Origin of the sequence: Mycobacterium fragae (assembly GCF_002102185.1) — a bacterium.
GTDB lineage: Bacteria > Actinomycetota > Actinomycetes > Mycobacteriales > Mycobacteriaceae > Mycobacterium > Mycobacterium fragae.
The window spans coordinates 131,749-158,038 of the sequence record NZ_LQOW01000034.1 but is presented as its reverse complement, the minus strand read 5'-3'; the positions used below and the strand labels follow the sequence as shown (position 1 = coordinate 158,038).

The 26,290-nt window shown below is 68.6% G+C and carries 30 protein-coding genes; 10 read left to right on the top strand and 20 right to left on the bottom strand.

Translation table 11 applies throughout. From position 1 onward, the window contains the following. Window positions 1-36: 36 nt before the first annotated feature. Genes AWC06_RS22830 through hisD form a run of 9 tightly spaced genes read right to left on the bottom strand, consistent with a single transcriptional unit; the run spans window position 37 to window position 7,590 of the window. A complete protein-coding gene (locus AWC06_RS22830; RefSeq protein WP_085200285.1) occupies window positions 37-1,200 on the bottom strand; it encodes a DUF222 domain-containing protein in 1,164 nt (387 codons plus the stop codon). A gap of 57 nt (window positions 1,201-1,257) precedes the next feature. Next, window positions 1,258-1,605 (bottom strand): phosphoribosyl-AMP cyclohydrolase, encoded by a 348-nt coding sequence (hisI, locus tag AWC06_RS22825; protein ID WP_085200284.1) that lies wholly within the window; start codon window positions 1,603-1,605, stop codon window positions 1,258-1,260. Continuing rightward, window positions 1,602-2,399 carry an imidazole glycerol phosphate synthase subunit HisF gene (gene hisF / locus AWC06_RS22820; protein WP_085200283.1) on the bottom strand — a complete coding sequence of 266 codons (798 nt, stop codon included), beginning with the start codon at window positions 2,397-2,399 and terminating at the stop codon, window positions 1,602-1,604. Before hisF ends, hisI begins: the two co-directional genes overlap by 4 nt. Next, window positions 2,389-3,189 (bottom strand): inositol monophosphatase family protein, encoded by an 801-nt coding sequence (locus tag AWC06_RS22815; protein ID WP_085200282.1) that lies wholly within the window; start codon window positions 3,187-3,189, stop codon window positions 2,389-2,391. The genes hisF and AWC06_RS22815 overlap by 11 nt, the downstream gene beginning before the upstream one ends. A 5-nt stretch (window positions 3,190-3,194) precedes the next feature. After that, on the bottom strand, window positions 3,195-3,929 hold the full coding sequence (gene priA / locus AWC06_RS22810) for a bifunctional 1-(5-phosphoribosyl)-5-((5-phosphoribosylamino)methylideneamino)imidazole-4-carboxamide isomerase/phosphoribosylanthranilate isomerase PriA (RefSeq protein ID WP_085200281.1): 735 nt from the start codon (window positions 3,927-3,929) through the stop codon (window positions 3,195-3,197). A gap of 1 nt (window position 3,930) precedes the next feature. Beyond that, entirely contained in the window at window positions 3,931-4,575 is a 645-nt protein-coding gene (hisH, locus tag AWC06_RS22805; protein ID WP_372458132.1) for an imidazole glycerol phosphate synthase subunit HisH, read from the bottom strand. Further along, window positions 4,542-5,156, bottom strand: a complete 615-nt coding sequence (gene hisB, locus AWC06_RS22800) for an imidazoleglycerol-phosphate dehydratase HisB (RefSeq protein ID WP_085200279.1) — start codon at window positions 5,154-5,156, stop codon at window positions 4,542-4,544. The genes hisH and hisB overlap by 34 nt, the downstream gene beginning before the upstream one ends. After that, a complete protein-coding gene (locus AWC06_RS22795; RefSeq protein ID WP_085200278.1) occupies window positions 5,153-6,277 on the bottom strand; it encodes a histidinol-phosphate transaminase in 1,125 nt (374 codons plus the stop codon). Before AWC06_RS22795 ends, hisB begins: the two co-directional genes overlap by 4 nt. After that, window positions 6,274-7,590 (bottom strand): histidinol dehydrogenase, encoded by a 1,317-nt coding sequence (gene hisD, locus AWC06_RS22790; protein ID WP_139820211.1) that lies wholly within the window; start codon window positions 7,588-7,590, stop codon window positions 6,274-6,276. Before hisD ends, AWC06_RS22795 begins: the two co-directional genes overlap by 4 nt. Window positions 7,591-7,652: 62 nt before the next feature. On the opposite strand from hisD, the gene AWC06_RS22785 reads away from it, so the two are divergent. Then, a complete protein-coding gene (locus tag AWC06_RS22785) occupies window positions 7,653-8,063 on the top strand; it encodes a nitroreductase family deazaflavin-dependent oxidoreductase (protein ID WP_085200302.1) in 411 nt (136 codons plus the stop codon). A 95-nt stretch (window positions 8,064-8,158) separates the two neighbouring features. On the opposite strand, the gene AWC06_RS22780 is transcribed toward AWC06_RS22785, so the two are convergent. Next, a complete protein-coding gene (locus AWC06_RS22780) occupies window positions 8,159-9,187 on the bottom strand; it encodes a zinc-dependent alcohol dehydrogenase (RefSeq protein WP_085200276.1) in 1,029 nt (342 codons plus the stop codon). A 40-nt stretch (window positions 9,188-9,227) separates the two neighbouring features. Here AWC06_RS22780 and AWC06_RS22775 point away from each other — a divergent pair, with 40 nt between their 5' ends. Then, on the top strand, window positions 9,228-9,794 hold the full coding sequence (locus AWC06_RS22775; protein ID WP_085200275.1) for a TetR/AcrR family transcriptional regulator: 567 nt from the start codon (window positions 9,228-9,230) through the stop codon (window positions 9,792-9,794). On the opposite strand, the gene nadC is transcribed toward AWC06_RS22775, so the two are convergent. The 3 genes from nadC to nadA are packed head-to-tail and all read right to left on the bottom strand — an operon-like array spanning window position 9,791 to window position 13,268. Next, entirely contained in the window at window positions 9,791-10,648 is an 858-nt protein-coding gene (gene nadC / locus AWC06_RS22770) for a carboxylating nicotinate-nucleotide diphosphorylase (RefSeq protein WP_085200301.1), read from the bottom strand. The two genes, AWC06_RS22775 and nadC, sit on opposite strands and share 4 nt — an antisense overlap. Continuing rightward, the gene (locus AWC06_RS22765) at window positions 10,648-12,219 is read right to left on the bottom strand and encodes an L-aspartate oxidase (protein WP_085200274.1); all 1,572 of its coding nucleotides are present in this window, start codon (window positions 12,217-12,219) and stop codon (window positions 10,648-10,650) included. The genes nadC and AWC06_RS22765 overlap by 1 nt, the downstream gene beginning before the upstream one ends. Further along, a complete protein-coding gene (gene nadA, locus AWC06_RS22760) occupies window positions 12,216-13,268 on the bottom strand; it encodes a quinolinate synthase NadA (RefSeq protein ID WP_085200273.1) in 1,053 nt (350 codons plus the stop codon). Before nadA ends, AWC06_RS22765 begins: the two co-directional genes overlap by 4 nt. A gap of 47 nt (window positions 13,269-13,315) precedes the next feature. On the opposite strand from nadA, the gene AWC06_RS22755 reads away from it, so the two are divergent. Further along, window positions 13,316-14,014, top strand: a complete 699-nt coding sequence (locus AWC06_RS22755; RefSeq protein WP_085200272.1) for an NUDIX hydrolase — start codon at window positions 13,316-13,318, stop codon at window positions 14,012-14,014. 53 nt (window positions 14,015-14,067) lie between these two features. Beyond that, on the top strand, window positions 14,068-15,408 hold the full coding sequence (locus AWC06_RS22750) for a lipase family protein (RefSeq protein ID WP_085200271.1): 1,341 nt from the start codon (window positions 14,068-14,070) through the stop codon (window positions 15,406-15,408). Here AWC06_RS22750 and AWC06_RS22745 read toward each other — a convergent pair. Genes AWC06_RS22745 through bioB form a run of 3 tightly spaced genes read right to left on the bottom strand, consistent with a single transcriptional unit; the run spans window position 15,374 to window position 17,293 of the window. Next, entirely contained in the window at window positions 15,374-16,021 is a 648-nt protein-coding gene (locus AWC06_RS22745; RefSeq protein WP_211282016.1) for a DUF2567 domain-containing protein, read from the bottom strand. The genes AWC06_RS22750 and AWC06_RS22745 overlap by 35 nt on opposite strands. Then, the gene (gene bsaP / locus AWC06_RS22740) at window positions 16,018-16,245 is read right to left on the bottom strand and encodes a biotin synthase auxiliary protein BsaP (protein WP_085200269.1); all 228 of its coding nucleotides are present in this window, start codon (window positions 16,243-16,245) and stop codon (window positions 16,018-16,020) included. The genes AWC06_RS22745 and bsaP overlap by 4 nt, the downstream gene beginning before the upstream one ends. A 13-nt stretch (window positions 16,246-16,258) precedes the next feature. Continuing rightward, the gene (bioB, locus tag AWC06_RS22735; protein ID WP_085200268.1) at window positions 16,259-17,293 is read right to left on the bottom strand and encodes a biotin synthase BioB; all 1,035 of its coding nucleotides are present in this window, start codon (window positions 17,291-17,293) and stop codon (window positions 16,259-16,261) included. A 58-nt stretch (window positions 17,294-17,351) separates the two neighbouring features. Between bioB and AWC06_RS23370 the strand changes: the two genes are divergently transcribed. The 4 genes from AWC06_RS23370 (at window position 17,352) to AWC06_RS22720 (ending at window position 21,189) form a co-directional block, all read left to right on the top strand. Next, the gene (locus AWC06_RS23370) at window positions 17,352-17,513 is read left to right on the top strand and encodes a hypothetical protein (protein ID WP_169715403.1); all 162 of its coding nucleotides are present in this window, start codon (window positions 17,352-17,354) and stop codon (window positions 17,511-17,513) included. A gap of 108 nt (window positions 17,514-17,621) precedes the next feature. Continuing rightward, window positions 17,622-19,481 carry a hypothetical protein gene (locus AWC06_RS22730; RefSeq protein WP_085200267.1) on the top strand — a complete coding sequence of 620 codons (1,860 nt, stop codon included), beginning with the start codon at window positions 17,622-17,624 and terminating at the stop codon, window positions 19,479-19,481. Between the two features lie 8 nt (window positions 19,482-19,489). Then, window positions 19,490-19,840 (top strand): hypothetical protein, encoded by a 351-nt coding sequence (locus AWC06_RS22725; protein WP_085200300.1) that lies wholly within the window; start codon window positions 19,490-19,492, stop codon window positions 19,838-19,840. Further along, on the top strand, window positions 19,837-21,189 hold the full coding sequence (locus tag AWC06_RS22720; RefSeq protein WP_085200266.1) for a hypothetical protein: 1,353 nt from the start codon (window positions 19,837-19,839) through the stop codon (window positions 21,187-21,189). The genes AWC06_RS22725 and AWC06_RS22720 overlap by 4 nt, the downstream gene beginning before the upstream one ends. Here the strand turns inward: AWC06_RS22720 and AWC06_RS22715 are convergent. Genes AWC06_RS22715 through AWC06_RS22700 form a run of 4 tightly spaced genes read right to left on the bottom strand, consistent with a single transcriptional unit; the run spans window position 21,172 to window position 24,820 of the window. Next, entirely contained in the window at window positions 21,172-21,690 is a 519-nt protein-coding gene (locus AWC06_RS22715; protein ID WP_085200265.1) for a 2'-5' RNA ligase family protein, read from the bottom strand. The two genes, AWC06_RS22720 and AWC06_RS22715, sit on opposite strands and share 18 nt — an antisense overlap. After that, window positions 21,690-22,370 (bottom strand): dethiobiotin synthase, encoded by a 681-nt coding sequence (gene bioD, locus AWC06_RS22710; protein ID WP_085200264.1) that lies wholly within the window; start codon window positions 22,368-22,370, stop codon window positions 21,690-21,692. The genes AWC06_RS22715 and bioD overlap by 1 nt, the downstream gene beginning before the upstream one ends. Then, complete coding sequence (locus AWC06_RS22705) at window positions 22,367-23,521, bottom strand: 8-amino-7-oxononanoate synthase (RefSeq protein WP_085200263.1); 1,155 nt, start codon at window positions 23,519-23,521, stop codon at window positions 22,367-22,369. The genes bioD and AWC06_RS22705 overlap by 4 nt, the downstream gene beginning before the upstream one ends. A gap of 6 nt (window positions 23,522-23,527) precedes the next feature. After that, window positions 23,528-24,820 carry an adenosylmethionine--8-amino-7-oxononanoate transaminase gene (locus AWC06_RS22700; protein WP_085200299.1) on the bottom strand — a complete coding sequence of 431 codons (1,293 nt, stop codon included), beginning with the start codon at window positions 24,818-24,820 and terminating at the stop codon, window positions 23,528-23,530. A 69-nt stretch (window positions 24,821-24,889) separates the two neighbouring features. Here AWC06_RS22700 and AWC06_RS22695 point away from each other — a divergent pair, with 69 nt between their 5' ends. Further along, the gene (locus tag AWC06_RS22695; RefSeq protein ID WP_085200262.1) at window positions 24,890-25,306 is read left to right on the top strand and encodes a hypothetical protein; all 417 of its coding nucleotides are present in this window, start codon (window positions 24,890-24,892) and stop codon (window positions 25,304-25,306) included. A 199-nt stretch (window positions 25,307-25,505) separates the two neighbouring features. Next, complete coding sequence (gene ripD / locus AWC06_RS22690; protein WP_085200261.1) at window positions 25,506-26,162, top strand: NlpC/P60 family peptidoglycan-binding protein RipD; 657 nt, start codon at window positions 25,506-25,508, stop codon at window positions 26,160-26,162. Window positions 26,163-26,290: the final 128 nt, after the last annotated feature.

The window sequence follows — 26,290 nt, the reverse complement described above, 5'->3', positions numbered from 1 at the left end:
CACAAGGACAACCGTCGGCGTCAATCGAAGTCAGAGTCAGACCGCCACCGCGAGCGACATCTGATCCTCTCTGTCGAGATCGCAATACTCGGCCGGTCGATCGCAATTGGGGAATCGACACGTCAAATCCCGACGGCGCACAAAGCGCTCCAACCCCGCCGAAGGCCGATAACCCGGCTCAGCCGGCGCGCACGCGCCGGGATGATCCACCGGCCGGATCGTCGCACCCCCGCGGATCAGCTCGGCCAGCAGCGGCGCGGGCACCACACCGCCGGTGCTGATCAGCGCGGGCAGCGGTTGGCGCGTCAACGCCACCGGTGGCTCGGGTGCGCGCGGTGCGGGTTCACCGGATAGGTGCGGATCGGGCTCGGCGTCCAGCGCCGAGGCCTCGGCGATCACGTTGACCACCACCCCCGAGCGCTCGGTGCCCTCGGCGCCGGCCGGGCAATGCGGGTTCCCGCACCCGCAGGCCAGTCGCTGGCCACCGGCGGCCAACGCCCCCAACGCGTCGGCGCGGCGCTGGGCGATGGTGCGCGGATCGTCCTCACACACCTCGTGGGCCATCTGCATCAGCCGCCGATCCAACACCGCGGCATCGCTGGCATACAACCGCCCCCACATCGGCGCGGTGCCCGACTCCTGATCCGCGCAATCGATCACCACCTCGCGGCTGCGCGCTCGGCGCCGGGTGCGTCGCAGCGCCCCCGGGTCATACTGGTCGACCACCGCCTCAACGGCCGCAGCGGTCTTGGCCGCCGACAACGGCCCGAACCGCCACGCCTCCTGCGCCAGGGTCTTATCCACCAACCGCAAAGCCTCGGCGTCCTCGATCAGATCGGTGTGCCATACGATCGCCGCGGCCAGCCGGGCGCTGATCATCCCGTCGGCGAACACTGCGGCGACCTGGGGCAGCCGCTCGCGCAGCGCCACCGCCACATACATCTGACCCGACGCCTTGCCGTGGCTGATCCCCAACGCGGCGGCCACCTCGGCGGCCATCGCATCCCAGTTGTCACACGACCACCGCCCACGCTCCGGGGATCCGCCCTCCACCCGGCGGGCCACCAGCTCCGCAACGGCCGCCAGCCGGCGCGCGGCCGCGGCCGCCTCCACCCGATCCCAGCCGGTGATCGCCGTGACCACCGTCGAGTCATCGACACCCGGCAGGGAATCCAGGTCCGGCAGCCCACAATCGAACATACTTTCGAACACTAGCAGCAGCGGCCGACAAGTTTCGTCAGACAGCGTTTCCGCTGGTCAGGCCTCCGGTTCCAGCAGCACGTCGGCATCGAAGCAGCTGTGATCGCCGGTGTGGCAAGCGCCGCCCACCTGGTCGACCTGCAGAAGCACCGCGTCACCGTCGCAGTCCAGGCGCACGGAGTGCACGTGCTGGGTGTGGCCCGAGGTGGCGCCCTTGATCCACTGTTCACCGCGGGAGCGCGAAAAGTACGTCGCCTCACGGGTTTCCAGCGTGCGGGCCAGCGCGTCGTCGTCCATCCAGGCGACCATCAGCACGTCGCCGCTGCCGCGTTCCTGGACGACCGCGGTGAACAGCCCGTCGGCGTTGCGTTTCAACCGGGCTGCGATGTCGGGGTCGAGCGTCATCGCACGGTGATCCCTTCCGCGGCCATCGCGGCCTTGACCTGCCCGATGGTCAACTGCCGGAAGTGAAAGACGCTGGCGGCCAATACCGCATCGGCACCGGCCGCCACCGCCGGCGCGAAATGCTCGGCCGCACCCGCCCCACCGCTGGCGATCACCGGCACCGTCACCGCCGCACGAACCGCCCGCAGCATCGCCAAGTCGAATCCGGCCTGGGTGCCGTCGGCGTCCATCGAATTGAGCAGGATCTCCCCCACCCCGAGCTCGGCGCCGCGAGCCGCCCACTCGACGGCATCGATGCCGGTGCCGCGGCGCCCGCCGTGCGTGGTGACCTCCCAGCCCGACGGTGTAGGCGCTGAACCCGCGGGCACCGTGCGGGCATCGACGGACAACACGATGCACTGGGATCCGAACTGTGCCGCCATCTCGGCCAGCAGCTCGGGCCGCGCGATGGCCGCTGTGTTGATCGACACCTTGTCGGCGCCGGCGCGTAATAAGACGTCGACGTCGGCGACCGTGCGCACCCCGCCACCCACGGTGAGCGGGATGAACACCTGCTCGGCGGTGCGACGCACCACCTCGAGCATGGTCGCTCGGCCCGACGACGACGCGGTGACGTCGAGGAAAGTCAGCTCGTCGGCGCCCTCGGCGTCGTAGGCGGCGGCGAGTTCCACCGGATCGCCCGCGTCGCGCAGGTTTTCGAAGTTGACGCCTTTGACCACCCGACCGTCGTCGACGTCCAGGCAGGGAATCACACGCACTGCGAGGCTGCTGCCGCAGTAAGCATCAATACTCATCGGGTTCGCCTAACCTGCGCAGGATCTCGAGAACCTCGGCGTGCACACCGGGCGCTGCTGCCAACACGGACCGCGAATCTGGGGTCCACTTGTCGCCGGCCAAGTTGGTGACGACACCACCAGCGGCGCGCACCAGCGCCACCCCGGCGGCATGGTCCCACACGTGGTCGCCGAAACTTATTGCCGCACCGAGTATTCCGTCTGCGACGTAGGCGAGGTCGATGCCGGTGGCGCCATGCATGCGCAGCCGCGACGACACCCGGCTGAGGTTCTCCAGCACGGCCAGCCGATAGCGGCCGGGGAACCGTCCCCGTGAGTCGATGTTGAACGTGCCGACGCCGATCATCGAGTCGGCCAGCTCGGCAGGCTCCAGCGGCGGTTGCGGCACACCGTTTTTGATCAGCGGACCGCCCGCCACCGCGGTGTAGCGCTGGCCGGTGAACGGCAGCCAGGTCAGTCCCGCAACCGGATCGCCGTCGTGCAGCAGCCCCAGCAGAATTCCGGCTAACGGGGATCCGGCCGCGTAGTTGAACGTTCCGTCCACCGGATCGAGCACCCATACCCAAGGCGAGTCGACATCCGCGCCACCGAATTCCTCGCCGTGCACCTCGATTCCGGTTGCCTTGGGCAGCGCGTCAACGACCTGTCGCTCGATGGCCAGGTCGACCTTGGTGGCGAAGTCGTCGCCCTTTTTGCTGACCGCCGAATCGGCGCGGTGCCCCTCGAGAAATGGCTTGGTGGCGGCATCGAGAATCGCCGAGGCTTCGGCAACCAATGCTTCAAGATCCATCGTCGTTACTCCGCTACCGCCGCCAGCGCCTGCGGGAGGGTGAATCGGCCGGCGTAGAGCGCCTTTCCGACGATCGCGCCCTCGACGCCGCTGCCGGTCAGCGTCGCGATGGCGCGCAAGTCGTCGAGGCTGGACACACCCCCGGAGGCGATCACGGGGGCGTCGGTGCGCTCGGCGACCGCGCGAAGCAGACCGAGGTTCGGGCCGGTCAAGGTGCCGTCCTTGGTCACATCGGTGACGACGAACCGCGAACAGCCTTCCCGCTCAAGGCGTTCCAGTACTTCCCACAGATCCCCGCCGTCGGTTTCCCAGCCGCGGCCGCGCAGCCGGTGATCGCCGTCGACGATTTGGACGTCCAGGCCGACGGCGACCCGTTCGCCGTGCTCGGCGATCACCCGGGCACACCAGGCCGGGTTCTCCAGCGCAGCCGTCCCGAGGTTGACCCGCGCACACCCGGTCGTCAGTGCGGCCTGCAACGAGTCGTCGTCGCGGATACCGCCGGAGAGTTCGACGTGCACGTCGAGCTTGCCCACCACCTCGGCGAGCAGTTCCCGGTTGGACCCACGTCCGAACGCCGCGTCGATGTCGACGAGGTGCACCCATTCGGCGCCGTCGCGTTGCCAGCCCAGCGCGGCGTCGATCGCCGAGCCGTATTCGGTTTCGCTTCCGGCGCGGCCCTGCACCAAGCGCACGGCCTGGCCCTCGACCACATCGACAGCGGGCAACAAAATCAGCGCCATCTCATAGCCCCTCAACCCAATTGCTCAGCACGGCTGCCCCGGCATCCCCGCTCTTCTCCGGGTGGAACTGGGTGGCGGCCAGCGCCCCATCCTCGACGGCGGCCAAGAACGGCACCTGATGGGTGGCCCATGTCAGCAGCGCATCGGATCCACCTTCCCACCGCTGAGCGGCGTAGGAGTGCACGAAGTAGAAGCGGGCGTCGGCGTCCAGACCCTTGAACAACGCGCTGCCCGGCGCAGCCGTCACCACGTTCCAGCCCATGTGCGGGATCACCGGGGCGTCGATCCGGGTGACGGCGCCGGGCCACTGCCCACAACCTTTGGTCTCCACCCCGAACTCAACACCGCGGGCGAACAGGATCTGCATGCCGACGCATACGCCCAGCACCGGATGTCCGGCGGCCACCCGCTCGGCGATCACCCGCTCCCCGCCGATCGCGCGCAGCCCGGTCATGCACGCCTCGAATGCGCCGACGCCAGGCACGACCAGCCCGTCAGCGGCCGCGGCCGCGCCCAGGTCGGCCGTCACGTCCACTGATGCGCCGACTCGCTGCAAGGCACGCTGCGCCGAGCGCAGGTTTCCCGAGCCGTAGTCGAGAACGACAACCGACTTCACAGAGCGCCTTTGGTGGACGGCACCCCGGATACCCGAGAATCGAGCTCGACAGCCTGACGCAGTGCGCGGGCCACGGCCTTGTACTCGGCCTCGGTGATGTGATGCGGGTCGCGGCCGTAGAGCACCCGAACATGCAAGGCGATGCGCGCGTTGTTCGCGATCGTCTCGAACACGTGCCGGTTGACGACGGTGTGGTACGGCACCGTGTTACCGGCAATGGTGAAGTGCCGCAGGTGATCCGGCTCGCCGGTGTGTACGCAGTAGGCCCGGCCGGACACGTCGACGGCGGCGTGCGCCAGCGCCTCGTCCATCGGGACGAAGGCGTCGCCGAACCGGCGGATACCTTTTTTGTCACCGAGGGCATCCTTCAGCGCCTGACCGAGCGCAATCGCGGTGTCCTCGATGGTGTGATGCGCCTCGATCTCGACATCCCCTTTGGTGCGCACGGTCAAGTCGAAGCTGGCGTGGGTGCCCAGCGCGGTCAACATGTGGTCGTAGAACGGGACACCTGTGTCGGCATCGACCTGGCCGGTGCCGTCGAGGTCCAGCTCGACGACGATGTCGGTTTCTTTGGTGTTGCGCTCGACACGTGCGCGGCGCTGCTGGCTCATGTGGCTCCTAGGGGCTGGGCCAATTCGGTGGCGGCGATACGGGAGCTGACTTCGAGGAACACGTCGTTCTCCTCGGTCAATCCTGTTGTGGCGCGCAGGTATCCGGGAATGCCGACGTCTCGGATCAGAATGCCGGCATCCAGGTAGCGCCGCCAGGTGGCGGGCGCGTCGGCGAACCGGCCGAACAGCAGGAAGTTCGCGTCGCTGGGGATGACCCGGAATCCCATGCCGCTCAACGCCGCCGTCACCCGCTCGCGTTCGGCAATCAGCATCGCGACGCTGCCCAGCGTGTCATCGGCGTGCCGCAGCGCGGCTCGGGCGGCGGCCTGTGTGATCGACGACAGGTGATAGGGCAGCCGAACCAACAGCATCGCCTCGATCACCGCCGGCGTGGCGATCAGGTAGCCGAGCCTGCCACCCGCGAAAGCGAACGCCTTGCTCATCGTCCGAGTCACGATCAGCTTGGTCGGGTAATCCTGCACCAGCTGTATCGCGCTGGGCTGCGAAGAGAACTCGCCGTATGCCTCGTCCACGATCAAGATCCCCGGGGTGACGTCTAACAGGCGGCGCAGATCGGGCAACGAAACACTTTGTCCGGAAGGATTGTTGGGGCTGGCGACGAACACCACATCCGGTTGGCGGTCGGTGATCGCGGCTACCGCGGCGTCGACGTCCAGGCTGAAGTCCGCGGCACGGACAGTCTGGATCCACTCCGTGTGCGTGCCGTCGGAGATGATCGGGTGCATCGAATACGACGGGACGAAACCGATCGCGCTGCGTCCCGGCCCGCCGAACGCCTGCAGCAGTTGCTGCTGGATCTCGTTGGAGCCGTTTGCGGCCCAAAGGTTTTCCACGCCGAGCTGGACACCGGTCTGCAAGCTGAGGTAGGCGGCCAAGTCGGCGCGCAGGGCCACCGCGTCGCGGTCGGGATAGCGGTGCAAATCCACCGCCGCCGCGCGCACCGATGCGACAACGTCGTCGACCAGCGCCTTGGTCGGCGGATGAGGGTTCTCGTTGGTGTTCAACCGGACCGGGACCGCCAACTGCGGCGCGCCATAAGGTGATTTGCCGCGCAGGTCATCGCGCAGCGGCAGCTCGTCGAGCGCCGGGCGTCGGGTCATCGCTCGAACCTCCGCCGTATCGCCTCGCCGTGCGCGGGCAGGTCCTCGGCCTCGGCCAGCGTGACGACGTGGCCCGAAACGTCTTTCAGCGCCGCCTCGGTGTAGTCGACGACGTGGATGCCGCGCAGGAAAGTCTGCACGGACAGCCCGCTGGAGTGCCGGGCGCAGCCCGCCGTCGGCAACACGTGGTTGGAGCCGGCGCAATAATCACCGAGGCTGACCGGTGAATACGGACCGACGAAGATGGCACCCGCCGCGTGGATCCGGGCCGCGACCTGATCGGCGTCGGCGGTCTGGATCTCGAGATGTTCTGCGGCATAAGCGTTGACCGCGCGGATACCGGCATCGAGGTCGTCAACCAGGATGATCGCCGACTGTCGCCCGGACAAAGCCGCCGTCACCCTTTCTCGATGCACGGTGGTGGTCAGCTGGGCGGCCAACTCGGCGTCGGTGGCATCGGCCAGGTCGGCGCTCGGTGTCACCAGAACGCTGGCGGCCATCTCGTCGTGCTCGGCCTGGCTGATCAAATCGGCGGCCACATGCGCCGGGTCGGCGGTGTGATCGGCCAGGATGGCGATCTCGGTGGGCCCGGCTTCGGCGTCGATGCCGACGCGCGAGCGGCAGAGCCGCTTGGCCGCGGTGACGTAGACGTTGCCAGGCCCGGTGATCATGTCCACCGGTGCGAGTTCGGTGCCGTCGGTGTCGGTGCCGCCGTAGGCCAGCAGCGCGACCGCCTGCGCCCCGCCGACGGCCCACACCTCCTCGACGTCTAGCAGCCGGGCGGCGGCCAGGATCGTCGGGTGCGGCAGGCCGTTATGGGCAGCCTGCGGCGGGCTGGCCACCACCAGCGAGCCGACCCCGGCAATCTGCGCAGGCACCACGTTCATCACCACGCTCGACGGGTACACCGCGTTGCCGCCGGGCACGTAGAGGCCGACTCGCTCGACCGGAACCCAGCGCTCGGTGACCGTCGCGCCGGATGCCAGCGTGGTGGTCACGTCGTTGCGGCGTTGATCGGCGTGCACCGCGCGGGTGCGCTCGATCGCCACCTCCAGTGCTGCCCGGACATTGCCGTCGAGGCCGGCCAGTGCGGCGTCGAGTTGGGCTGCCGGCACGCGTACCGCCGTCGGCCGCACGCGATCGAACGACTCACCGAACTCCAGCGCGGCCTGCGCGCCGCGCTCGGCGACCGCCTCGACGATCGGGCGCACCGCCGACAGCACGGCGTCGACGTCGGTGCCGGCACGGGGCAGCGTCGACCGTAACCGGGCAGCAGAAAGGTCCGCGCCCCGCAGGTCGATGCGTGCCATCACGTTCACGTCGACCATTGTCCCAGAGCAGAGCAACTGCATATAGGAGCGGTACAGTGACCGCCATGTCAGTAACGGATCGTCCCAACAGCGCCCCGGGCGTCCCGATGATTTTCCCGCCCTGGCTCGAGCGCTTCCAAGTCAAGTACTTCAACCCGGCGGTGCGGCCATTCGCGCGTTACCTCCCCGGCTTCTCGGTCATCAAGCACCGGGGCCGCAAGTCCGGCAAAGAGTACGAGACCATCGTGACCGCCTACCGCAAGGGCAACGTGCTGGCCATCGTGCTGGGCCACGGGAAAACCGACTGGGTGAAAAACGTGCTGGCCGCGGGCGAGGCCGATGTGCACTTCATCCGCAAGCACGTCCACATCACCAACCCGCGGATCGTGCCCGCCGGGGGCGACAGCGCCGGATTGCCCCGGATGGCTCGCCTGCAGGCGGGCCGGGCCGGCGTGTTCGTCGCCGATATCGCCTAGGGGATTCGGCGACCGAGCCTGCGTTGAGATTGCGCGCAGGGTCGTGAATTTCCAGGGATCACAACCCTCTATGCAATCTCGACCGACGAACCTTGCTAAGCCCGCGTGAAGACGGTCTTGCCGACCATCGTCGGCCAGGCCGATGGAGCGTCCTCCCAGGCGACGACCCGGTCGACGACAGGCGAGAGGTCGTATCCGTTGCCCAGTAACTCCAGGATTTGTGGGATGACGGCTCGCGCGCTGACCCGGCCGGTGACGAACCGCACCCCGCGGGTGTACATCGGCAGCAACGGCATCTCGACGTTGTATTGCGGATAGATCCCGGTGTCGGTGCACACACCGTCGGGCCAGGTCGCGCGGAGCGTGGCCGCCAGTACCGCCGGATCGCGGGACGTGTGCACGGTGACCGGATAGGGGTCCCAGGACTTGTCCGGCTTTTGGCGGTCATGCACCACGGCACCGAGTTTTTCGGCGGCGGCAAGCCGGTTGGGGTCGGTGTCGACATAGTCGACGTGAAAACCGAGCGCGGACGCGAACGCCGTCGCATACAGCCCGATTGACAGCCGCCCGACGACGAGGACGCGCTGATCGGCGCGATCGAGACTGTCCAGTTCGGCCTTGAACGGCCCGACCGTACGCCAGGCGTCGGGAATGTTGTCCGACAGTGAGGCGATGGCGACGGGGTCCACGGCGTCGGGGATCGCGAGCAGCATCGCCTCCGCATAGGGCACGAGCACCAAATCCGACATGAAACCACCACCGTCGAGGCCGGCGATCGGGGCCATTCCGTACATCGCCATCAGTGGCAGCGACCCGCACGACCCCGTCACACCCCGGCGGCATTCCCGGCAGGTTCCGCAGTTGATCTGAAATGGCACGATCACCCGGTCACCGACCCGGACGCCGGTGACATTGTCGCCGACGGCAACGACCTCGGCCAGGCCCTCATGGCCGACCGCATGTCCGGGCGGCATCGGCAGGCCACCCTGGACGACCGCGACATCGAGATCACAACACGCCACCATCAGCGGCCGAACCAGCGCCTGTTCCGGCGACGTGATTTGCGGGTCGGGGACCTCGCGCCATGCGTATCGCCCGGCCTCTTCCAACGTCAACTGCTTCATCTCAGCATTCTTGAGTGATTACTCAAGTATTGTCAATAGCATGCCGAGACCAGATCGCAGCAGGGTGGCGTTGATCGAGGCCGCGGGCACCCTGTTCCGCCGCCAGGGCTATGCGGCGACCGGCCTCAGCCAGATCCTCGACGAGGCCGGGGTCAAGCCGGGCTCGCTGTATCACCACTTTCCGAACGGCAAGCAGCAGCTGGCCGCCGCGGTCGTCGACACCGCCGGGGCCGGTATCGAGCAACTGCTGCGCCAGTTCCTGGCCGGCAAGCGGTCGGTGGCCGACATCGTCGATCGGTGGATCGACCTGCTCATCGCCGGGCTGGCCGGGGACCCCCGCGACGGCTGCCCGGTCGAGCCGATCGCCACCGAATCGGTCAACGCCAGCCCGGCGGTGCGTGAGGCGTCGGCGCGGGCATTTAAGGGCTGGTGCGCGGCGATCGAGGATCGGCTGCGCTCCGAAGGATGGCAGGCCGAGGAAGCGCAAACCGTTGCATTGGCGGTGATCTCGTTGATCGAGGGAGCGCTGATCCTCTCGCGCATCGCCGGCGATGGCGCCGCGCTCAACGCCGCGAAACCCGCGGCGCGCTCGCTATTGCGCGGCTAGATATCCAGACCGATGTCGAGCGCCCGCACTGAATGGGTGAGCGCACCGACGGCGAGATAGTTCACTCCCGTGCCGGCGTAGTCGGCGGCGGTGTCCAGCGACAGTCCGCCTGATGACTCCAGCTTGGTTTCCGGCGCCCGGGCATCGCGTCGTTGCACGGCGATCTGCGTCTGCCAGACCGGAAAGTTGTCCAGCAGCACGAGTTCGGGTTTCTCTTCCAACACCTCGTCGAGCTGCTCGAGCGAGTCGACTTCCACTTCGCAGGCCAGCTCCGGCGCGGCGGCCCGCACCGCGCGCAGCGCCGCGACCACCGATCCTGCCGCGGCCACGTGGTTGTCCTTGATCAGCGCCGCATCGCCCAAGCCGAGCCGGTGGTTGACGCCACCGCCGACGCGCACCGCGTATTTCTGCAGGGCGCGCAGTCCTGGCAGCGTCTTGCGGGTGTCGCGGATCTGAGCCTTGCTGCCGTGCACGGCGTCGACCCACGCTGCGGTCGCGGTCGCGATCCCGGAGAGATGACACAGCAGGTTCAGCATGGTCCGCTCGGCGGTCAACAGGCCGAGCATCAGCGCCTCCACCGTCAACAGCGGCGCGCCCGGCTGCAGCCGCGCGCCGTCGTCGACGCGGTCGACTATCCGGTAGCCATCGGGGCCGAGCACTTCCTCGAGCACCAGCAACGCGACGTCCACGCCCGCGATCACCCCGGGCTCCCTGGTCACCAGCGCCGCGGTGGTCATCGCTCCATCCGGCACCGTCGCCAATGTGGTGACATCCGGCCCGTAGCGAAGATCCTCGTCGAGCGCGCGGTTAATCGTGGCGCGAGCCTCGGCGAGCTCGCATTCCGAGAGGGACATCAGCACACCGCCGCCGGCACCTCGGCGTGCACGGTGTCGTCTTCGTCCAGCCGAACGACGATGCTGCGCGCCTGGGCCGGGTCCGCATCGGGGTATTCGGCGCGGTGATGACAGCCCCGGCTCTCCTCGCGGGCGACCGCCGCGGCAGCCACCGCGCGGGCGGTCAGCGTCAGCGCCGCGTCTTCGAGGTCGGCACGGCGCACCACGTTGCGAACCGGCGCCGCCGACAACCCACCTGCCAACCGGTCCAGACCAACGGCGTCACGGACCACCGACGCATCGCGGCTCATCGCCAGTTGCAGGTCGGCGCGGGCCAGCGCGGGATGGCACGCCGGTGGCGGCAACGCCGCGAGCGGGCGCCCAGCCACCGCCGCGTGCGCGGCCGCCGCGCGCCCGGCCCGCCCTCCGACCACCAGACCCTCAAGCAGGCTGTTGGACGCCAGCCGGTTGGCGCCGTGCATCCCGGTTCGCGCGACCTCGCCCGCGGCGAACAGCCCGGGCAGCTCCGTTTGTCCGTATACATCGGTGACGACGCCCCCGCAGCTGTAGTGCGCGCCCGGGACGACCGCAATCGGTTGGCGGACCGGATCGATGCCGGCGGCCCGGCATGCGGCGGTGACGGTCGGAAACCGGTTCTCGAAGTCAACGATGTTGCGGGCGTCGAGGTAGACACACGGGTCGCCGGTGGCGCGTAGCCGGGCGTCTATGGCGGCGGCGACGACGTCGCGCGGCGCCAGGTCACCCATCGGATGCACGCCTGCGGTAATCGAATTGCCTTGGCGGTCAAGCAAAACCGCACCTTCTCCGCGGATGGCTTCGGTGACCAGCGGCCGTCGGCCGCCGGTGTGGCCGTCGAAGAGCATGGTCGGGTGGAACTGGATGAACTCGATGTCGCTCACCGCGACACCGGCCCACAGCGCCAGCGCGACCCCGTCGCCGGTCGAGCCGTCCGGGTTGGTTGTCGCGCTATAGAGATGCCCCAGCCCGCCGGTGGCCAAGATCACCGACGGCGCGTGGACGACGCCGATGCCGTCGGGATTGGCGGCCAGCACACCGGTTACCGCGACCTCGTCGTGCAGCACCCGCAGCGCGACGTGGTCGGTGCGGATGTCCAGCGCGGCCGCGGCATGGTCGAGTACGCGCTGTACCTCGGCGCCGGTGGCGTCGCCGCCGGCATGCACGATGCGCCGTCGTGAGTGCCCGCCTTCGCGGGTCAGCGCCCACCGGCCCGCGGTCTGGTCGAATTGTGCTCCGTCGCTGACCAATTCGACCACCGCGCGGTAGCCGTCGGCGACTATCGACGTCACCGCGTCGGCGTCGCATAGCCCCGCGCCCGCGGTCAGCGTGTCGGCGACGTGCGCCTCGACGGAGTCGTCAGTTTCCGGCAGCACCACCGCGATCCCGCCCTGGGCGTAGTGCGTGGCCGTCATACCGGGCCGCCGGTCGGCTTTGGACAGGACGACGACGCTGCGGCCGGCGCGATGGGCGGCCAGTGCGGCGGCCAGGCCCGCAACCCCGGTGCCGATGACCACCACATCGGCCCGCTGCTGCCAGACCGGTTGGATGCTCATTCGCCGCCGCCCGGCTGGCCGATCGCGATCATGCGCTGCACGCTACGACGCGCCGCCGCAGCCGTTTCCGCATCCACGTCGACCTCGTCGACACCCTCGACCAGGCAGCGCAACAGCGCCGCGGGCGTGATCATCTTCATGTACTTGCACGACGCGCGATCGTTGACCGCGCGAAAGTCGGTGTCCGGCGCCGCATTGCGCAGCTGGTACAGCATCCCGACCTCGGTCGCGACCAGGACCTGGCGGGCGTGGGTGGTGCGCGCGGCGTCGAGCATGCCGCCGGTGGACAGGATCTTCACCCGCTCTTCGGGAAAGGCCCCCTCCCCCGCCAGGTACAAAGCTGAAGTGGCGCAACCACATTCGGGGTGCACGAACAGTTCGGCGTCGGGGTGTTGACGTGCCTGCTCGGTCAGCTCGTCACCGTTGATCCCCGCGTGCACATGACATTCACCGGCCCACACGTGCAGGTTCTGGCGTCCGGTGACCCGGCGCACATGCGCGCCGAGGAACTGGTCGGGACAGAACAGCACCTCACGCTCGGGGTCGATCGATGCGACGACGTCGACGGCGTTCGACGAGGTGCAGCAGATGTCGGTGAGCGCCTTGACGGCGGCGGTGGTGTTGACGTAGGAGACGACGACAGCGCCGGGGTGCTCGTCCTTCCAGGCCTGCAGCTCCTCCGGGGTGATCGAATCCGCCAGCGAGCAGCCGGCGCGCTGGTCGGGGATCAGCACGGTCTTGCCGGGGCTGAGGATTTTCGCGGTCTCGGCCATGAAGTGCACACCGCAGAAAACGATGGTTTCCTCGGGCGCCTCGGCGGCGACGCGCGACAGCGCCAGTGAGTCGCCGACGTGGTCGGCGACGTCCTGGATCGCGGGCAGCTGATAGTTGTGCGCGAGGATCGTGGCATTGCGCAGCTCGGCCAGCCGCCGGACCTCCGCCGCCCACTGCTCGTCGGCGTCCACGCCGGCGTAACCCGTGGGTGTGTCGGTGATACGTGTGGTCAAGTCGTCGGCCAGCGCATCCGTGCGATTCAGGAGTTCGGTCATAGCCGTTCCTTTCGCGCCGCTGGGGTTTTCGACTTACAATCGAAAACGTGGTTCATGGTAGCACTGCTCACGAGGTGCTCGCCGTCGTGTTCCAGGTTCGCGGACTTCAGAACGGGAAGACGCAGCTCAACGTGCTGTTGTGGGAGCGGGCGCGCGACCCGCAGCGCGGCGCGTGGTCGCTGCCGGGCGGGCGGCTGCGCCAGGACGAGGACATCACCACCTCGGTGCGACGCCAGCTCGCCGAAAAGGTGGACCTGCGTGAAGTCGCTCACTTGGAGCAGCTCGCGGTGTTCTCCGATCCAGCGCGAGTGCCCGGCACCCGGACGATCGCGTCGACCTTCCTGGGTTTGGTGCCCTCCCCCGCCACCCCGGAGCTGCCGGCGGACACGCGCTGGCATCCGGTGACGGCACTACCGACGATGGCGTTTGACCACGGCCCGATGGTGTCACACGCCCGGGCTCGGCTGGTCGCCAAGATGTCCTACACCAACATCGGATTCGCGCTGGCACCAAGGGAATTCGCGGTGTCTACACTTCGCGACATCTACAGCGCCGCGCTCGGTTATCAGGTCGACGCGACAAACCTGCAGCGGGTGCTGGCGCGTCGCCGCGTCATCACCCAGACCGGCACCGTCGCGCAGTCCGGGCGCAGCGGCGGGCGTCCCGCCGCGCTGTACCGCTTCACCGATTCGCAGCTGCGGGTCACCGACGAATTCGCCGCGCTGCGGCCGCCGGGCTCGGCGTGAATTCTTAGCGAGTCGACTGGATTCTTAACCCCTTCTTAAGTAACAATGCCCCGATGGACATTGCCAGCCTCGCAACCACCTCGACCGGCGCCGAGTGGATTGCCCGCCCGCCACATGAGGAGCTGCAGCCCAAGGCACGTCCGGTCCTACCCGAGAAGGACCCGTTTTACCAGCCGCCACCCGGCTTCGAGCATGCCGTGCCGGGGACCGTACTGCGCTCCCGTGACGTCGAGCTGGCCTACCTGGGGCTGATTCCGCAGCGCATCACCGCGACCCAGCTGCTGTACCGCACGACCGACATGAACGGCAAGCCCGAGGCGACGGTGACCACGGTGATCGTTCCGCCGGACCACGTCCAGGGCGAGACCCGCCCGGTGCTGTCGTATCAGTGCGCGATCGACGCCGTGGCGTCCCGGTGCTTCCCCTCCTACGCCTTGCGACGGCACGCGAAAGCCGTGGGCGCGCTGGCGCAGCTGGAGTTTCTCCTGATCAACGCCGCCCTCGCCGAGGGCTGGGCGGTCTCAGTGCCCGACCACGAGGGCCAGCACGGCATGTGGGGCGCGCCGTACGAGCCGGGTTACTGCATCCTCGACGGAGTGCGCGCGGCGCTCAGCTCGGAGCGCCTGGGGCTCTCCCCGACTTCGCCCATAGCGCTGTGGGGATACTCCGGCGGCGGGCTGGCCAGCGCGTGGGCCGCCGAGGTCTGCGCCGACTACGCGCCCGAGCTCGACATCGTCGGCGCCGTTTTGGGCTCACCCGTCGGCGACCTCGGCCACACCTTCCGCCGTCTGAACAGCAGCCTGTTCTCCGGGTTGCCCGCGCTGGTGGTCGCCGCCCTGGCCCGCCTCTACCCCGACCTGGACCGGGTGATCAAGGAGCACACCAACGACGAGGGTCGCGCGCTGCTCTGCGAGCTGGAGGAGATGACGACGGCCGCCGCCGTGCTGCGGATGGCCCGCAAGGACATGGGCGACTTCCTCGACCGCCCGCTCGAGGAGATCCTGGCGATGCCCGAGGTCCAGTACGTCTTCGACAACATCAAGCTCGGCACCACCGTGCCGACGCCGCCGGTGTTGATCGTGCAGGCCGTCCACGACTACTTGATCGATGTGCACGACATCGACGCGCTGGCCGACGCGTACTCGGGCGGCGGCGCTGACGTCACCTATCATCGCGACGCGTTCTGCGAGCACATCATGTTGCATCCGCTGTCGGCGCCGATGACGCTGCGCTGGCTGCAGGACCGCTTCGCGCGCCGTCCGCTCACCGACCATCTGGTCCGAACCACGTGGCCGACCATGTTCAACCCGGCGACCTATGTCGGTATGGCGCGGCTGGCCGTGATCGCGGCCAAGGTGATCACCGGACGGACGGTGCATCGCCGCCCGCTGTGACGGCATCAGTCTCAGGCGAGTCGACGGCCGGATAGCCGCCCAGGTCGTCGCGCGCGGTCGCGGCGGCCGGCACGGCGTAAACCAGTGCGGCGGCCATCGCCGGCAGCAGCAGCGTGCAGGCCATCACCCAGGGGGTGCGGCCGAAGAACACCGGCGGCGCCTCGGTGAAGTAGTACACCCGGTTGTGCGGGCTCACCGGCACGGTGTCGAAATCCACTGAGCCGTAACGCAAGTGCACCAGCAGCGCGCCGAGGCCGACGGCGGCCGCGGCGGCGAGCACCATACCGGTGCAGAGCCCGACGACCATTGCCGGCCCGCGGTGAGGGCGCCACTGCCATGCCAGCACGGCCGTCACCGCGGCCACCACATGCAACAGCCCGAGCATCAGAAACGCCGCGACGAAGAAGTGCTCGGATTCGTCGCCCAGGTAGTCGCGCACCCGATCACCGTCGCGGGTCAGGGCCACCACACCGTGAATGGGGGGCGCAATCCACGCCCACAGCCCGCCGATCAGCACACCGGTCACCAACAACCCCGCCACGACGGTGACGACCGCCCGCCGACGCGACGTGCGCGGGGCCGCGGCCGGTTCATGCCCAGCGAGCCCGGTCACCGCTGTGCCTCCAAGTCGGCCGAATCCACCAGCCCGTGCCGAGAACACCGCGCCCACCAGCCGTCCGGCCGGACCTGCACCACCATCCGTCGGCCGCACTCGGCGCAAAACCGGGGCGGCTCCAGCCCGAGCTGCGCAGCCGTCGGCGCGGTGGAGCCCCCGCGCTCACCGGTATAGACGTTGTAGACGCCCGCACCGACCGGTACAGGCAGATCGCGCACCATCGGGCTTCCAGTTCTACAGACTGGCGTTGAGCGCCTTGAGCGGCATCTGCAGATCGTCCAGCAGCTCAAGGTCGGCCTCGGCGGGGCGACCCAGCGTGGTCAGGTAGTTGCCGACGATCACGGCGTTGATGCCGCCCAGAATGCCTCGTTTGGCGCCCAGGTCGCCCAGCGTGATCTCACGGCCACCGGCGAAGCGCAGCATCGTGCGCGGCAGCGCCAGCCGAAACGCGGCCACCGCTTTCAGCGCTTCGCTGGCAGGCAGCACCTCAAGGTCGCCGAACGGGGTGCCGGGCCGCGGGTTGAGGAAGTTCAGCGGCACTTCGTCGGGATCCAGCTCGGCCAGATTGGCGGCGAATTCGGCGCGCTGCTCGAGCGTCTCGCCCATGCCGAGAATGCCGCCGCAGCACACCTCCATGCCGGCCTCGCGCACCATCGACAGCGTCTGCCACCGCTCTTCCCAGGTGTGGGTGGTGACGACGTTGGGAAAGAACGAGCGGGCGGTCTCCAGGTTGTGGTTGTAGCGGTGCACACCCATCGCCGCCAGCCGCTCCACCTGCTCGGCGGTCAGCATCCCCAACGAGCAGGCGATCTGGATGTCGACCTCGTCGCGGATCGCCTCGATGCCGGCCGCCACCTGAGCCAGCAACCGTTCGTCGGGTCCACGCACCGCGGCGACGATGCAAAACTCGGTGGCGCCGGTCTTCGCGGTCTGCTTGGCTGCCTCGACAAGGCTGGGAACGTCCAGCCAGGCACTGCGCACGGGCGAAGCGAACAGCCCTGATTGCGAGCAGAAGTGGCAATCCTCCGGGCAGCCACCGGTTTTCAGGCTGATGATGCCCTCGACCTCGACCTCGGGCCCGCACCAGGCCATCCGCACCTCGTGCGCCAGCGCCAAGAGTTCTTCGAGCCGGTCTTCGGGTAGTCGCAGCACGGCCAGCACCTGCTCCTGGTCCAGTCCCTGCCCGCGGTCGAGCACCTGTTGCCGCGCCACGGCAAGGATGTCGGTGCTGTCGGTGCCGGGGGTTGGCTGAGTCGCCGCCTGAGTCACGCCGTTCAGGTTAGGGCAGCGGTGCGCGGCTGCACAAAACGTGGCAGCGTGGAGACCAATGGGCAATCCGCACGTCGAGTACCTGGCGCATCACTACTTATTGCTGGCACTGCCGGCGTTCTTACCGGCGGTGATCGTCGCCGGTGTGGTGTTGTACGTCGCGCTGCGGGACAGGCGCAGCGCCGGCGAGCAGCCCCAGACCGATGACAAGCGGGATTGACAGATCGACAAGGCGATCAAAGTTTGATTTCCCCGTAGATCGGCAACCTACCCTGAAGTAAGTTTGCGCTCAGCGATCCCGGGGCGGCACCGGTGTGGTTGGGAGGGGATGACTATGGGATTAGCGGTTCTTGCCGAGGCTCCTGCCCGCGGCGCGGGACTCAACCAGGTGATCGGTCTCTCGATCGCCGCGGCGGTGATAGCGGCGGCGATGCTGTGGGTCGGCTACGCGCATCGCACCCACCGCATCACCTGGCTGGGTCGGATCGGGGACCGGCTGGGCGAAAAATTCGACCGCCCGTCTTGGGTGGCGCTTCCGGTCCTGGTGTTCACCACCTCGATCATCTGCGCGCTGTTCGGCTTCATCTGGGACGTCAGCTGGCACATCGGCAACGGCCGCGATCCGGGTCCACTGGCCAACCCCGCCCACTACTTCATCGTGATCGGCCTGTTCGGGATCTTCCTGGCCGGCGCAATAGCAGTCGTGATGCCGTTCGACAAGCCAGGCCCGGCGGCGGTGCGCATCACCAGCGACTGGTACGCGCCCGTCGGCGGTGTGCTGATGGCCGGCTGCGGGCTGTACGCACTGATCGGATTCCCGCTCGACGACATCTGGCATCGCATCTTCGGCCAAGACGTCACCCTTTGGGGCCCAACGCATCTGATGATGATCGGCGGCGCCGGATTCTCGCTGTTCGCGGCGTTGATGCTGGAATACGAAGGCGGACGGGTCATGCCCGACACGCCCGAAGAGGGAACGTTTGCACGAGCTGAGCGTCGATTCATCAGATTCCTGCGCTACCTGTCATGCGGCGGGCTGCTGATCGGGATGTCGGTTTACCAGATCGAGTTCGACTTCGGCGTCCCGCAGTTCCGGCTCGTCTTCCAGCCCATGCTGATCGCGGCGGCGGCGACGATCGGGACCGTCGTCGCCCGCATGACGTTGGGGCGGGGAGCGGCGATCGTCGCGGCCCTCTTTGCGATTGCGCTGCGCGGCGCCGTCGCGTTCATCGTCGGGCCGGTGTTGAGCGCGCCCATCAACTGGTTCCCGCTGTATCTGGGTCCGGCGATAGTCGTCGAGCTGCTGGCCCTCACACCGTTGTTGCGGCGCCCGCTGTTGTTCGGCGCCGTCGCCGGCCTGGGTGTGTCCACCGTCGGGTTGTGGCTCGAGTCGCTGTGGATTTCAGCGGTGTACCACTACCCCTGGCCGGTCAGCATGTGGGGCGAAGGTCTGGCGATGGCGGTGCCGGTGGCGGTGCTGGCCGGGTTGTGCGCGGCCATGTTCGGGATGGTGCTCACCGCCCAGCGGCTGCCCGGCAGGCCGATCGGCATCGCGATTGTGGCGGCGACCGTGCTGGTGACCGGCTGCGCCGTGGCGAACGGACTACATATACATGTGCCGAAACAGGACACCGCCACGATCAAGCTGACCGACGTGCCGAGCCCGCCCGGGCAGCGGATGGTGTCGGCCGACGTGCAAATCAATCCGCCCAATCTGGTCAGAGACCACCCGGACTGGGTGACGATCCTGTCCTGGCAGGGGCGGATGCAGCATCACCGGGGGCTGTACATCGACTGGCTCAAACGAGTCGGGCCGGGACACTACGTTTCCACCGAGCCCGTTCCGGTATGGGGCTCGTGGAAGACGTTGCTGCGCGTGCAGGACGGCAGGACGATGACCGCGGTGCCGATCTGGGCGCCGGCTGACGACGCCATTCCCGCGCCGGAGATTCCCGCCATGGCGTCCAGCAACCGGCCGTTCGTGCTCGAGGTCAGCATCTTGCAGCGCGAACGCGACCCGAACGTGCCGGCCTGGTTGTTCACCGCCGGCGGAATCGTGGTGCTGATCTTCACGCTGATGGTGATCAGTGCGCTGACCTGGGGCGCCGGCCGCATCAACGCCGCCGAGACCGCACCAAGGCAGCCGGAGGAGGCAACGGCGGATCGTTCCCCTCCGCAGGCGGCGTGAAAGCTGCGATGACGATCCGGTTGATCACGGCTGCGACGGTGCTGATTTGGGGCCTGGTCGGCTGCGGTAGTTCGTCGAAGCCGTCCGGCCCTGCCCTCGTGCTCGACGTCACGATCGCCCACGGGCAGGTCACTCCGACCAACGCCACCCTGCAAGCCAAGGTCGGGCAACCGATTACGGTCCACGTCACCAGCGACGCTGCCGACGAGCTGCACGTGCACTCCGATCCCGACCACAAATTCCACGTCGCGGCAGCGCCCAACCAAACATTTCAGTTCAGCGTCGACGTTCCCGGCAACGTCGACGTCGAATTGCACCACCTGGACCGCACGATCGCCACGATCCAAGTGCGCCCGTGACGGCGCTCCTGGCGCACGGGCTGGGCGGGTCGAGCGATCTTCCGGTGCCGTACGCGTATGCGATGGTCGGGGCGGCGTGGGCGCTGACGTTCACCTTCGCGTTGGTCTTCTTCGCCTGGCGGCAGCCACGATTCGACCCGGACAAACCCGGCCGCCCGCTGCCGGAGGTCGTCACCGCGCTGGTGGATGCGCGGGTGACTCGCGCAACGGCCGCAGGGGTGACGCTGCTGTTCACCGCGTGGGTGGTGATGGCCGGGCTGTGGGGCCCGCAAACCCAGGCCAACGCCCTGCTTGGGGTGTTCTACGTGCTGCTGTGGGTCGGGGTGGTGGCACTCTCGCTGGTGTTCGGACCGGTGTGGCGGGTGATCTCACCAATGCGGACCGTGTATGTGCTGCTGCGGCGTGCCTTGCCGGCGCGGCTGAGCCGCCCGCGGTTGTCCTATCCGGAAAGCTGGGGATACCGCCCCGCCGCGATGGGCCTGTTTGCTTTCGTGTGGATGGAGTTGGCCAGCCCTAACCCGGCGTCGCTGCCGTGGGTCAAAACATGGTTGCTGATCTACGCCGTCGTGTTGCTGGGCGGGGCCTGGGTATGCGGGCAGCGCTGGCTGGCCAGGGTCGACCCGTTCGGCGTGTACAGCATGGCGGTGTCGCGGCTTTCGCCGTTTCGCCGAAACCCGGTTTCCGGGCAGATCGTCATCGGCAACCCGTTCGACCATCTGCCCTCGCTGCCGGTCCGGCCCGGCATGGTCGCCATGGTGGCGGTACTGCTCGGGTCGACGGCGTTCGACAGCTACTCGTCGTCGCCGACCTGGCGCAATTTCGCCGACCGGCTCACGCATGACGCCCACGGTGTGCCGGTGACGGTGTCGTCGTCAGCGCTGAAGACGATCGGACTGCTGGTCTTCATTTCCGTTGTGGCCCTGACATTTTCGGTTGCCGCACGGGCAACCGGTGGGGTTGACCGGGAGCAGCGTATCGCGTTGCCCGGGCAAATGGCGCATTCGCTGATCCCGATCGTGGTGGGCTACATCTTCGCCCACTATCTGACGTATCTGGTCGAGCGCGGCCAGCACGCCGTCTTCGCGCTGGCCGATCCGCTCGGCCGGGGCTGGAATCTGTTGGGGCTGGCGCACTTACATGTCGCCTATGTGCTGTCGCAGCATCCTCCGGTGCTCGCGGCGATCAAGGTGACATGCGTGGTCACCGGGCACATCGTCGCGGTGATCGCCGCGCACGACAAGGCTCTTCGGCTGCTGCCGGCCGGCCACCAGCTCACCGGGCAGCTCACCATGATGCTGGTGATGGTCGGCTACACCTTCACCGGGCTCTATCTACTCTTCGGCGGATAACAGATGCTCGACGCGCTTGTTGCCGTCCCAGCGGCGTAACGCGGTGAAGCTGCCCTCGATCTGCGCGGGCCGGCCTACGATGCGCAATGCCCGGCCCAGCTGGCCGCCACCGACCCGGCGGGCCATCGTGACATGCGGGGTCCATTGCGCCGGCAGGCAATTGGGCATCGGCTCGGGCACCATATGCGGATGGCACAGCCGGTATGCCTCAGAGTGGACGGCGAGCAGCTCGGCGGTCGGAACGACGAGCCGCGCCAGCACGACGTTGGCCCGGCCGAACAACAGCGCCGCCCCGACCGTGCACTGCATCGGCAGCCGGCGAGCAAGGGGTTGCAGGGGCGCGTCGACGTCGGGCGCGATCCCCTCGGCCACTGCAAGCGTCACGTGCGGGCGGGAGGCCGGCGCCTGGCTGGGTATGCCCGCCGCGGCCAGGCTTTCCCAGATGCGCCGGATCGCCGCCTCGCTGTCGCGGTCGAAGACCAGCTCGATCGAGTGAACCATCAGCCGACCAGCGCGCGAACCCAGCTACGGTCGAACACTTGCGCGCTCATCGCCGCGAATTCGGCGGGCCCCATCGACCCCGCCCCGGCGGGCAGCGCGGCGCGCAGCGGCGCCAACCGGGCCAGCGCACATCGGTTGGAGGTCTCCACCACCCCGGGCACCGCCGGCCAGTCGCCGATCACCAACCCGGCGCAGGAAAGGCCATGTGTGGCAAGGGTTTCCACCGTCAGCGCGGTGTGGTTGAGGGTACCGAGTCCGGCGGCGGCAACGATTAGCACCGCCGCTCCTAGATCGGCGGCGAGATCCCGCAGCGTCACGCCCTCGTCGGCGAGCTCGACCAGCAAGCCGCCTGCGCCCTCCACGAGGGTCAACTGTCCCGGGCGGTCCAGCACGCGGATGAGTTTCAGCACGTTCCCTCGGCTGGGCAATGACATCCCGGCCTGCTCGGCGGCCGCCGCCGGCGCCAACGGCTGCGGATAGCGGGCCAACCCGGCCACCAACCTCACCCCGGATAACCGGCTCACCTCGGCGAGGTCGTCGTCACCGACATCGGTGCCGGTCTGCACCGGCTTGCAGACCGCCACCTCGACGCCATTCTGGCGGGCGTGGCAGGCCAGCGCCGCGGTGGCGACGGTCTTGCCGACACCGGTTCCGGTCCCGGTGACGATCAGGACCGTCAACGCCGTGCCAGAGAAAGTACGTCGGTCAACACCCGGCGAGCCAGGTCGAGTTCGTCGGCGTCCAGCGATGCCCGCGCGGTCAGCCGCAGCCGCGACGTTCCGGCGGGCACCGTCGGCGGCCGGAAACAGCCCACCCGCACACCCGCATCCAGGCAGGCCGTGGCGGCCGCCAGCGCCGCCTCCGGGTCGCCGAGGATCACCGACACCACCGCAGACTCCGGACATTCGGGAACGCCGCAGATCTCGGCCAACGTGCGGGCGTGCTGCAGCACCGCGATGGGCCGCCACGGTTCGGCGCCCAGCACGCGAAGCGCCGCCAGCGCCGCACCCACCGATGCCGGCGCCAAGGCGGTGTCGAAGATGAATGGCCGCGCGGCGTCGATGAGGTGATCACGCACGGCGGCCGATCCGAGTACCGCACCGCCCTGGCTGCCCAGCGCCTTCGACAGCGTGGTGGTCATGACCACGTCGGCTGCACCGGCCAGCCCGAGCTCGTGCAGCAGGCCCCGCCCGCCGGCCCCGCGCACCCCGAGCCCGTGCGCCTCGTCGACGATCAGCAGCGCGCGGTGCCGCCGGCACACCTCATGCAGCCGGCGCACCGGGGCCAGCGCCCCGTCGGCGGAGAACACCGAGTCGGTGACGACGACGGCGCGCTCCTCCGCCCGTGACGCCAGAGCCGCGTCCACGGCGTCGACGTCGCGGTGCGGGGTCACCACCACCCGCGCCCTCGACAGCCGGCACGCATCCACCAACGAGGCATGCGAGTAGGCGTCCGAAACCAGCAGCGAGCCCGCCCCGGACAACCCGGCGACCGCGCCCAGGTTCGCGGTGTAACCGGACGAGAACACCAATGCCGTTGGGAAACCGACGAATTCGGCGAGCGCCGCTTCGAACTCCTGGTGCAGCTCGGTGTCGCCGGTGACCAACCGCGAGCCCGTCGCTCCGGTGCCCCAGGTGCGCAGGGCCGCGACCCCGCCGTCGATGACGTCGGGATGCTGTGACAGGCCCAGGTAATCGTTGGACGCCAGGTCCAGCTCGGTGGCCACTGCAGGCCGCGGCCGCAATGCGCGGCGCAGACCGGCCCGCCGGCGCTGCTCCTCCACCTCCGCCAGCCAGGCCAGCGGGGAAACGTCGATAGGCGTGTGGGTCATCGGCGTTCAGCCTACGAGTCGCGCGACGTCGACCATTGCCGAGGTGACCTGGGCGATCTCGGCAGCCCCACAGATGAACGGCGGCATGGCGTAGACCAGGTCGCGAAACGGGCGCAGCCAGACGCCGCGGTCCAGCGCCGCCGGTATGGCGCTCGCGAGGTCGACCGGGCGGTCGCATTCGATGACGCCGATGGCCCCGCACACGCGCACGTCGGTGACCGCGGGCACCTCACGCGCGGCTTCCAGACCGTCGGTCAGCCCGGCGCTGATCTCGGCGATCCGGGCCCGCCAGTCCTGGCCGAGCAGCAGCTCCACGCTGGCCACCGACACCGCGCAGGCCAGCGGGTTGGCCATGAAGGTGGGCCCGTGCATCAGCGCGCCGGCCTCCCCCGAGCTGATGGTGTGCGCGATGTCGGTGCTGCACAGCGTGGCTGCCATGCTCAGATACCCGCCGGTGAGCGCCTTGCCGACACACATAATGTCGGGGCTGACCCCGGCGTGGTCGGCGGCGAACAGTTCGCCGGTGCGCCCGAAACCGGTGGCGATCTCATCGAAGACCAGCAAAACGTCGTGCCGGTCGCAGATGTCGCGCAGGTCGGACAGGTAGCGCGGGTCGTGGAAGCGCATCCCGCCCGCGCCCTGCACCACGGGTTCGACGACGACGGCGGCCAATTCGGCGGCGTGCTCGGCCAGCTGTGCTTCGAACGCTTTGCTGTAGTCCGGCTGGTAGTCGCGGGGCACCTGTGCGGCGAACACCTGCGGGGCCAAGACGTCGGTCCACAGCGAGTGCATGCCGCCGTCCGGGTCGCAGATGCTCATCGGCGTGAACGTGTCGCCGTGGTAGCCGCCACGCCAGGTCATCAGCCGCCGCTTGGCTGGCCGGCCCAGGCTGCGCCAGTACTGCAGCGCCATCTTGACCGCGACCTCCACCGACACCGATCCCGAGTCGCAGAAAAACACCGTCTCCAGCCCGGACGGGGCGATGTCGACCAGCAGCTGCGCCAGCCGCGCGGCGGGCTCGTGCGTCAGCCCGCCGAACATGACGTGGTTCATGGTGTCCAACTGCGTCGTCAACGCCGCATCCAGCACCGGGTGACCGTGCCCATGGATCGCGGTCCACCAGGAGCTCATCGCGTCGAGCGCCCTGATTGGCCTGTCGTCGCGGATCAGCGTCAGCCATGGCCCGCGGGCACCAACCGCCACCACCGGCGGCACCGTCTCGGCACCGATCGTGCTGTACGGGTGCCACAAATGGGCGGCGTCGATCGCGCTGATCTGGGAGGGCGTCAACGCGGGCATGAGGATCGAGGGTAATGCCACCCCGCCACCGGTCGCGCAAACGCCGAGCATGGGGAAGCATTAACCGGCATGGCTGCGCCGCATCAGACCCACGACCCCCACCCGGACGAGGGCACCGGCTCCCCACCCCCACTCCGGGTGCGGCTGGCGCTATGGGACGTGATCTGCACCGTCGCGGTTTGGGTGGCGGTGTTCATCGTTGCCACGACCACAAGCTGGCCGTCCCAGCTGTTCGGGTTCGTCGCGAACGTGTGCTCGGCTGAGGAGAATTGCGCCCCGGTGCCCTTCGGGATCGACCTCTGGATCTACCCCGTGGTGTGGGGCGGTCTCGGTGCGGCGGTCGCGGCGGCGGTCATCGGCCCATGCGTTTCCATCGTCAAGGGGTGGTACCTGTTTTTCTGGCCGATTTTGGCGGTGGCCATCGTCATCCTGTGCGCGGCGGCCGGCGCCACGATGACCGCCTTCAGCGAACACTATTGGCACTGATTTGGGCGCCGACCTGCTGACCGATCACCGTTCGGTCACAGTACGGCAAAAATCTCTCGGGCAGGCCCTCCGCGTGTGGTCACGGCGCTCCTTTGTTGCCAAAGTGTCTGTAGTGACTGTTGTGAATTAAAGGTGCCGGCCCGCAACGGGGAGGGCCGGCCGCGCAACTCGCTCCAAAGCCCACGATCAGGAGAATCCAATGAGACGCACCCACGCCATCGCGGTAGGACTGGCCTTGGCCATAACGCCAGTGATGGCGCCACTGGTTGCCGACGCGGGCCTCGCGGCCGCTGTCCCGACCCCGTCGGGCAGCGGGCAGAACATCCAAATCGTGATCCAACGTGCCCTTTCGCAGCGCGGCGTGCCCTTTGTCTATGGCGGCGGAAACGCGTCCGGCCCGACCAATGGCGTCAGGCAAAGCGGCACCACCGCCCCGGGCCTCACCGCCACCGCCCCGGGCCTCACCGCCACCGCCCCCGGCACCGGCATCCTCCCGGGCCTCACCGCCACCGCCCCGGGCACCGGCACCATTCCGGGCGCCACCACCCCCGGCGCTAGCACCCTCCCGGGCACCACCGTCGGATTCGACGCCTCCGGGCTGATCCAGTACGCGTATGCCGGCGCCGGGATCAAGATGCCGCGGACGTCGGGCCAACAATGCAACGTCGGCCGCAAGGTCCCGCCGGCACAGGCGCGCCCGGGCGACCTGATCTGCTACGGCCCTGGTGGCAGCCAAAGCGTCGCGATGTACCTCGGAAACGGCCAGATGATCGAGGCCACTGAGCCCGCGGTCACGGTCTCGCCGGCCCGCACCAACGGCATGACGCCTTATCTGACCCGAATAATCGAGTCCTGACGGACAACTACGAGGCGGGCTGAGTCCCGTCCGTCTCCTGCACCACCGACTCAGCGGCCAGCCACGTGGCGTTCTGAGATCGGTAGGCCGGCGAAAGCGGGCCATCCAGGCGTTGGGTGTGGGTCGCT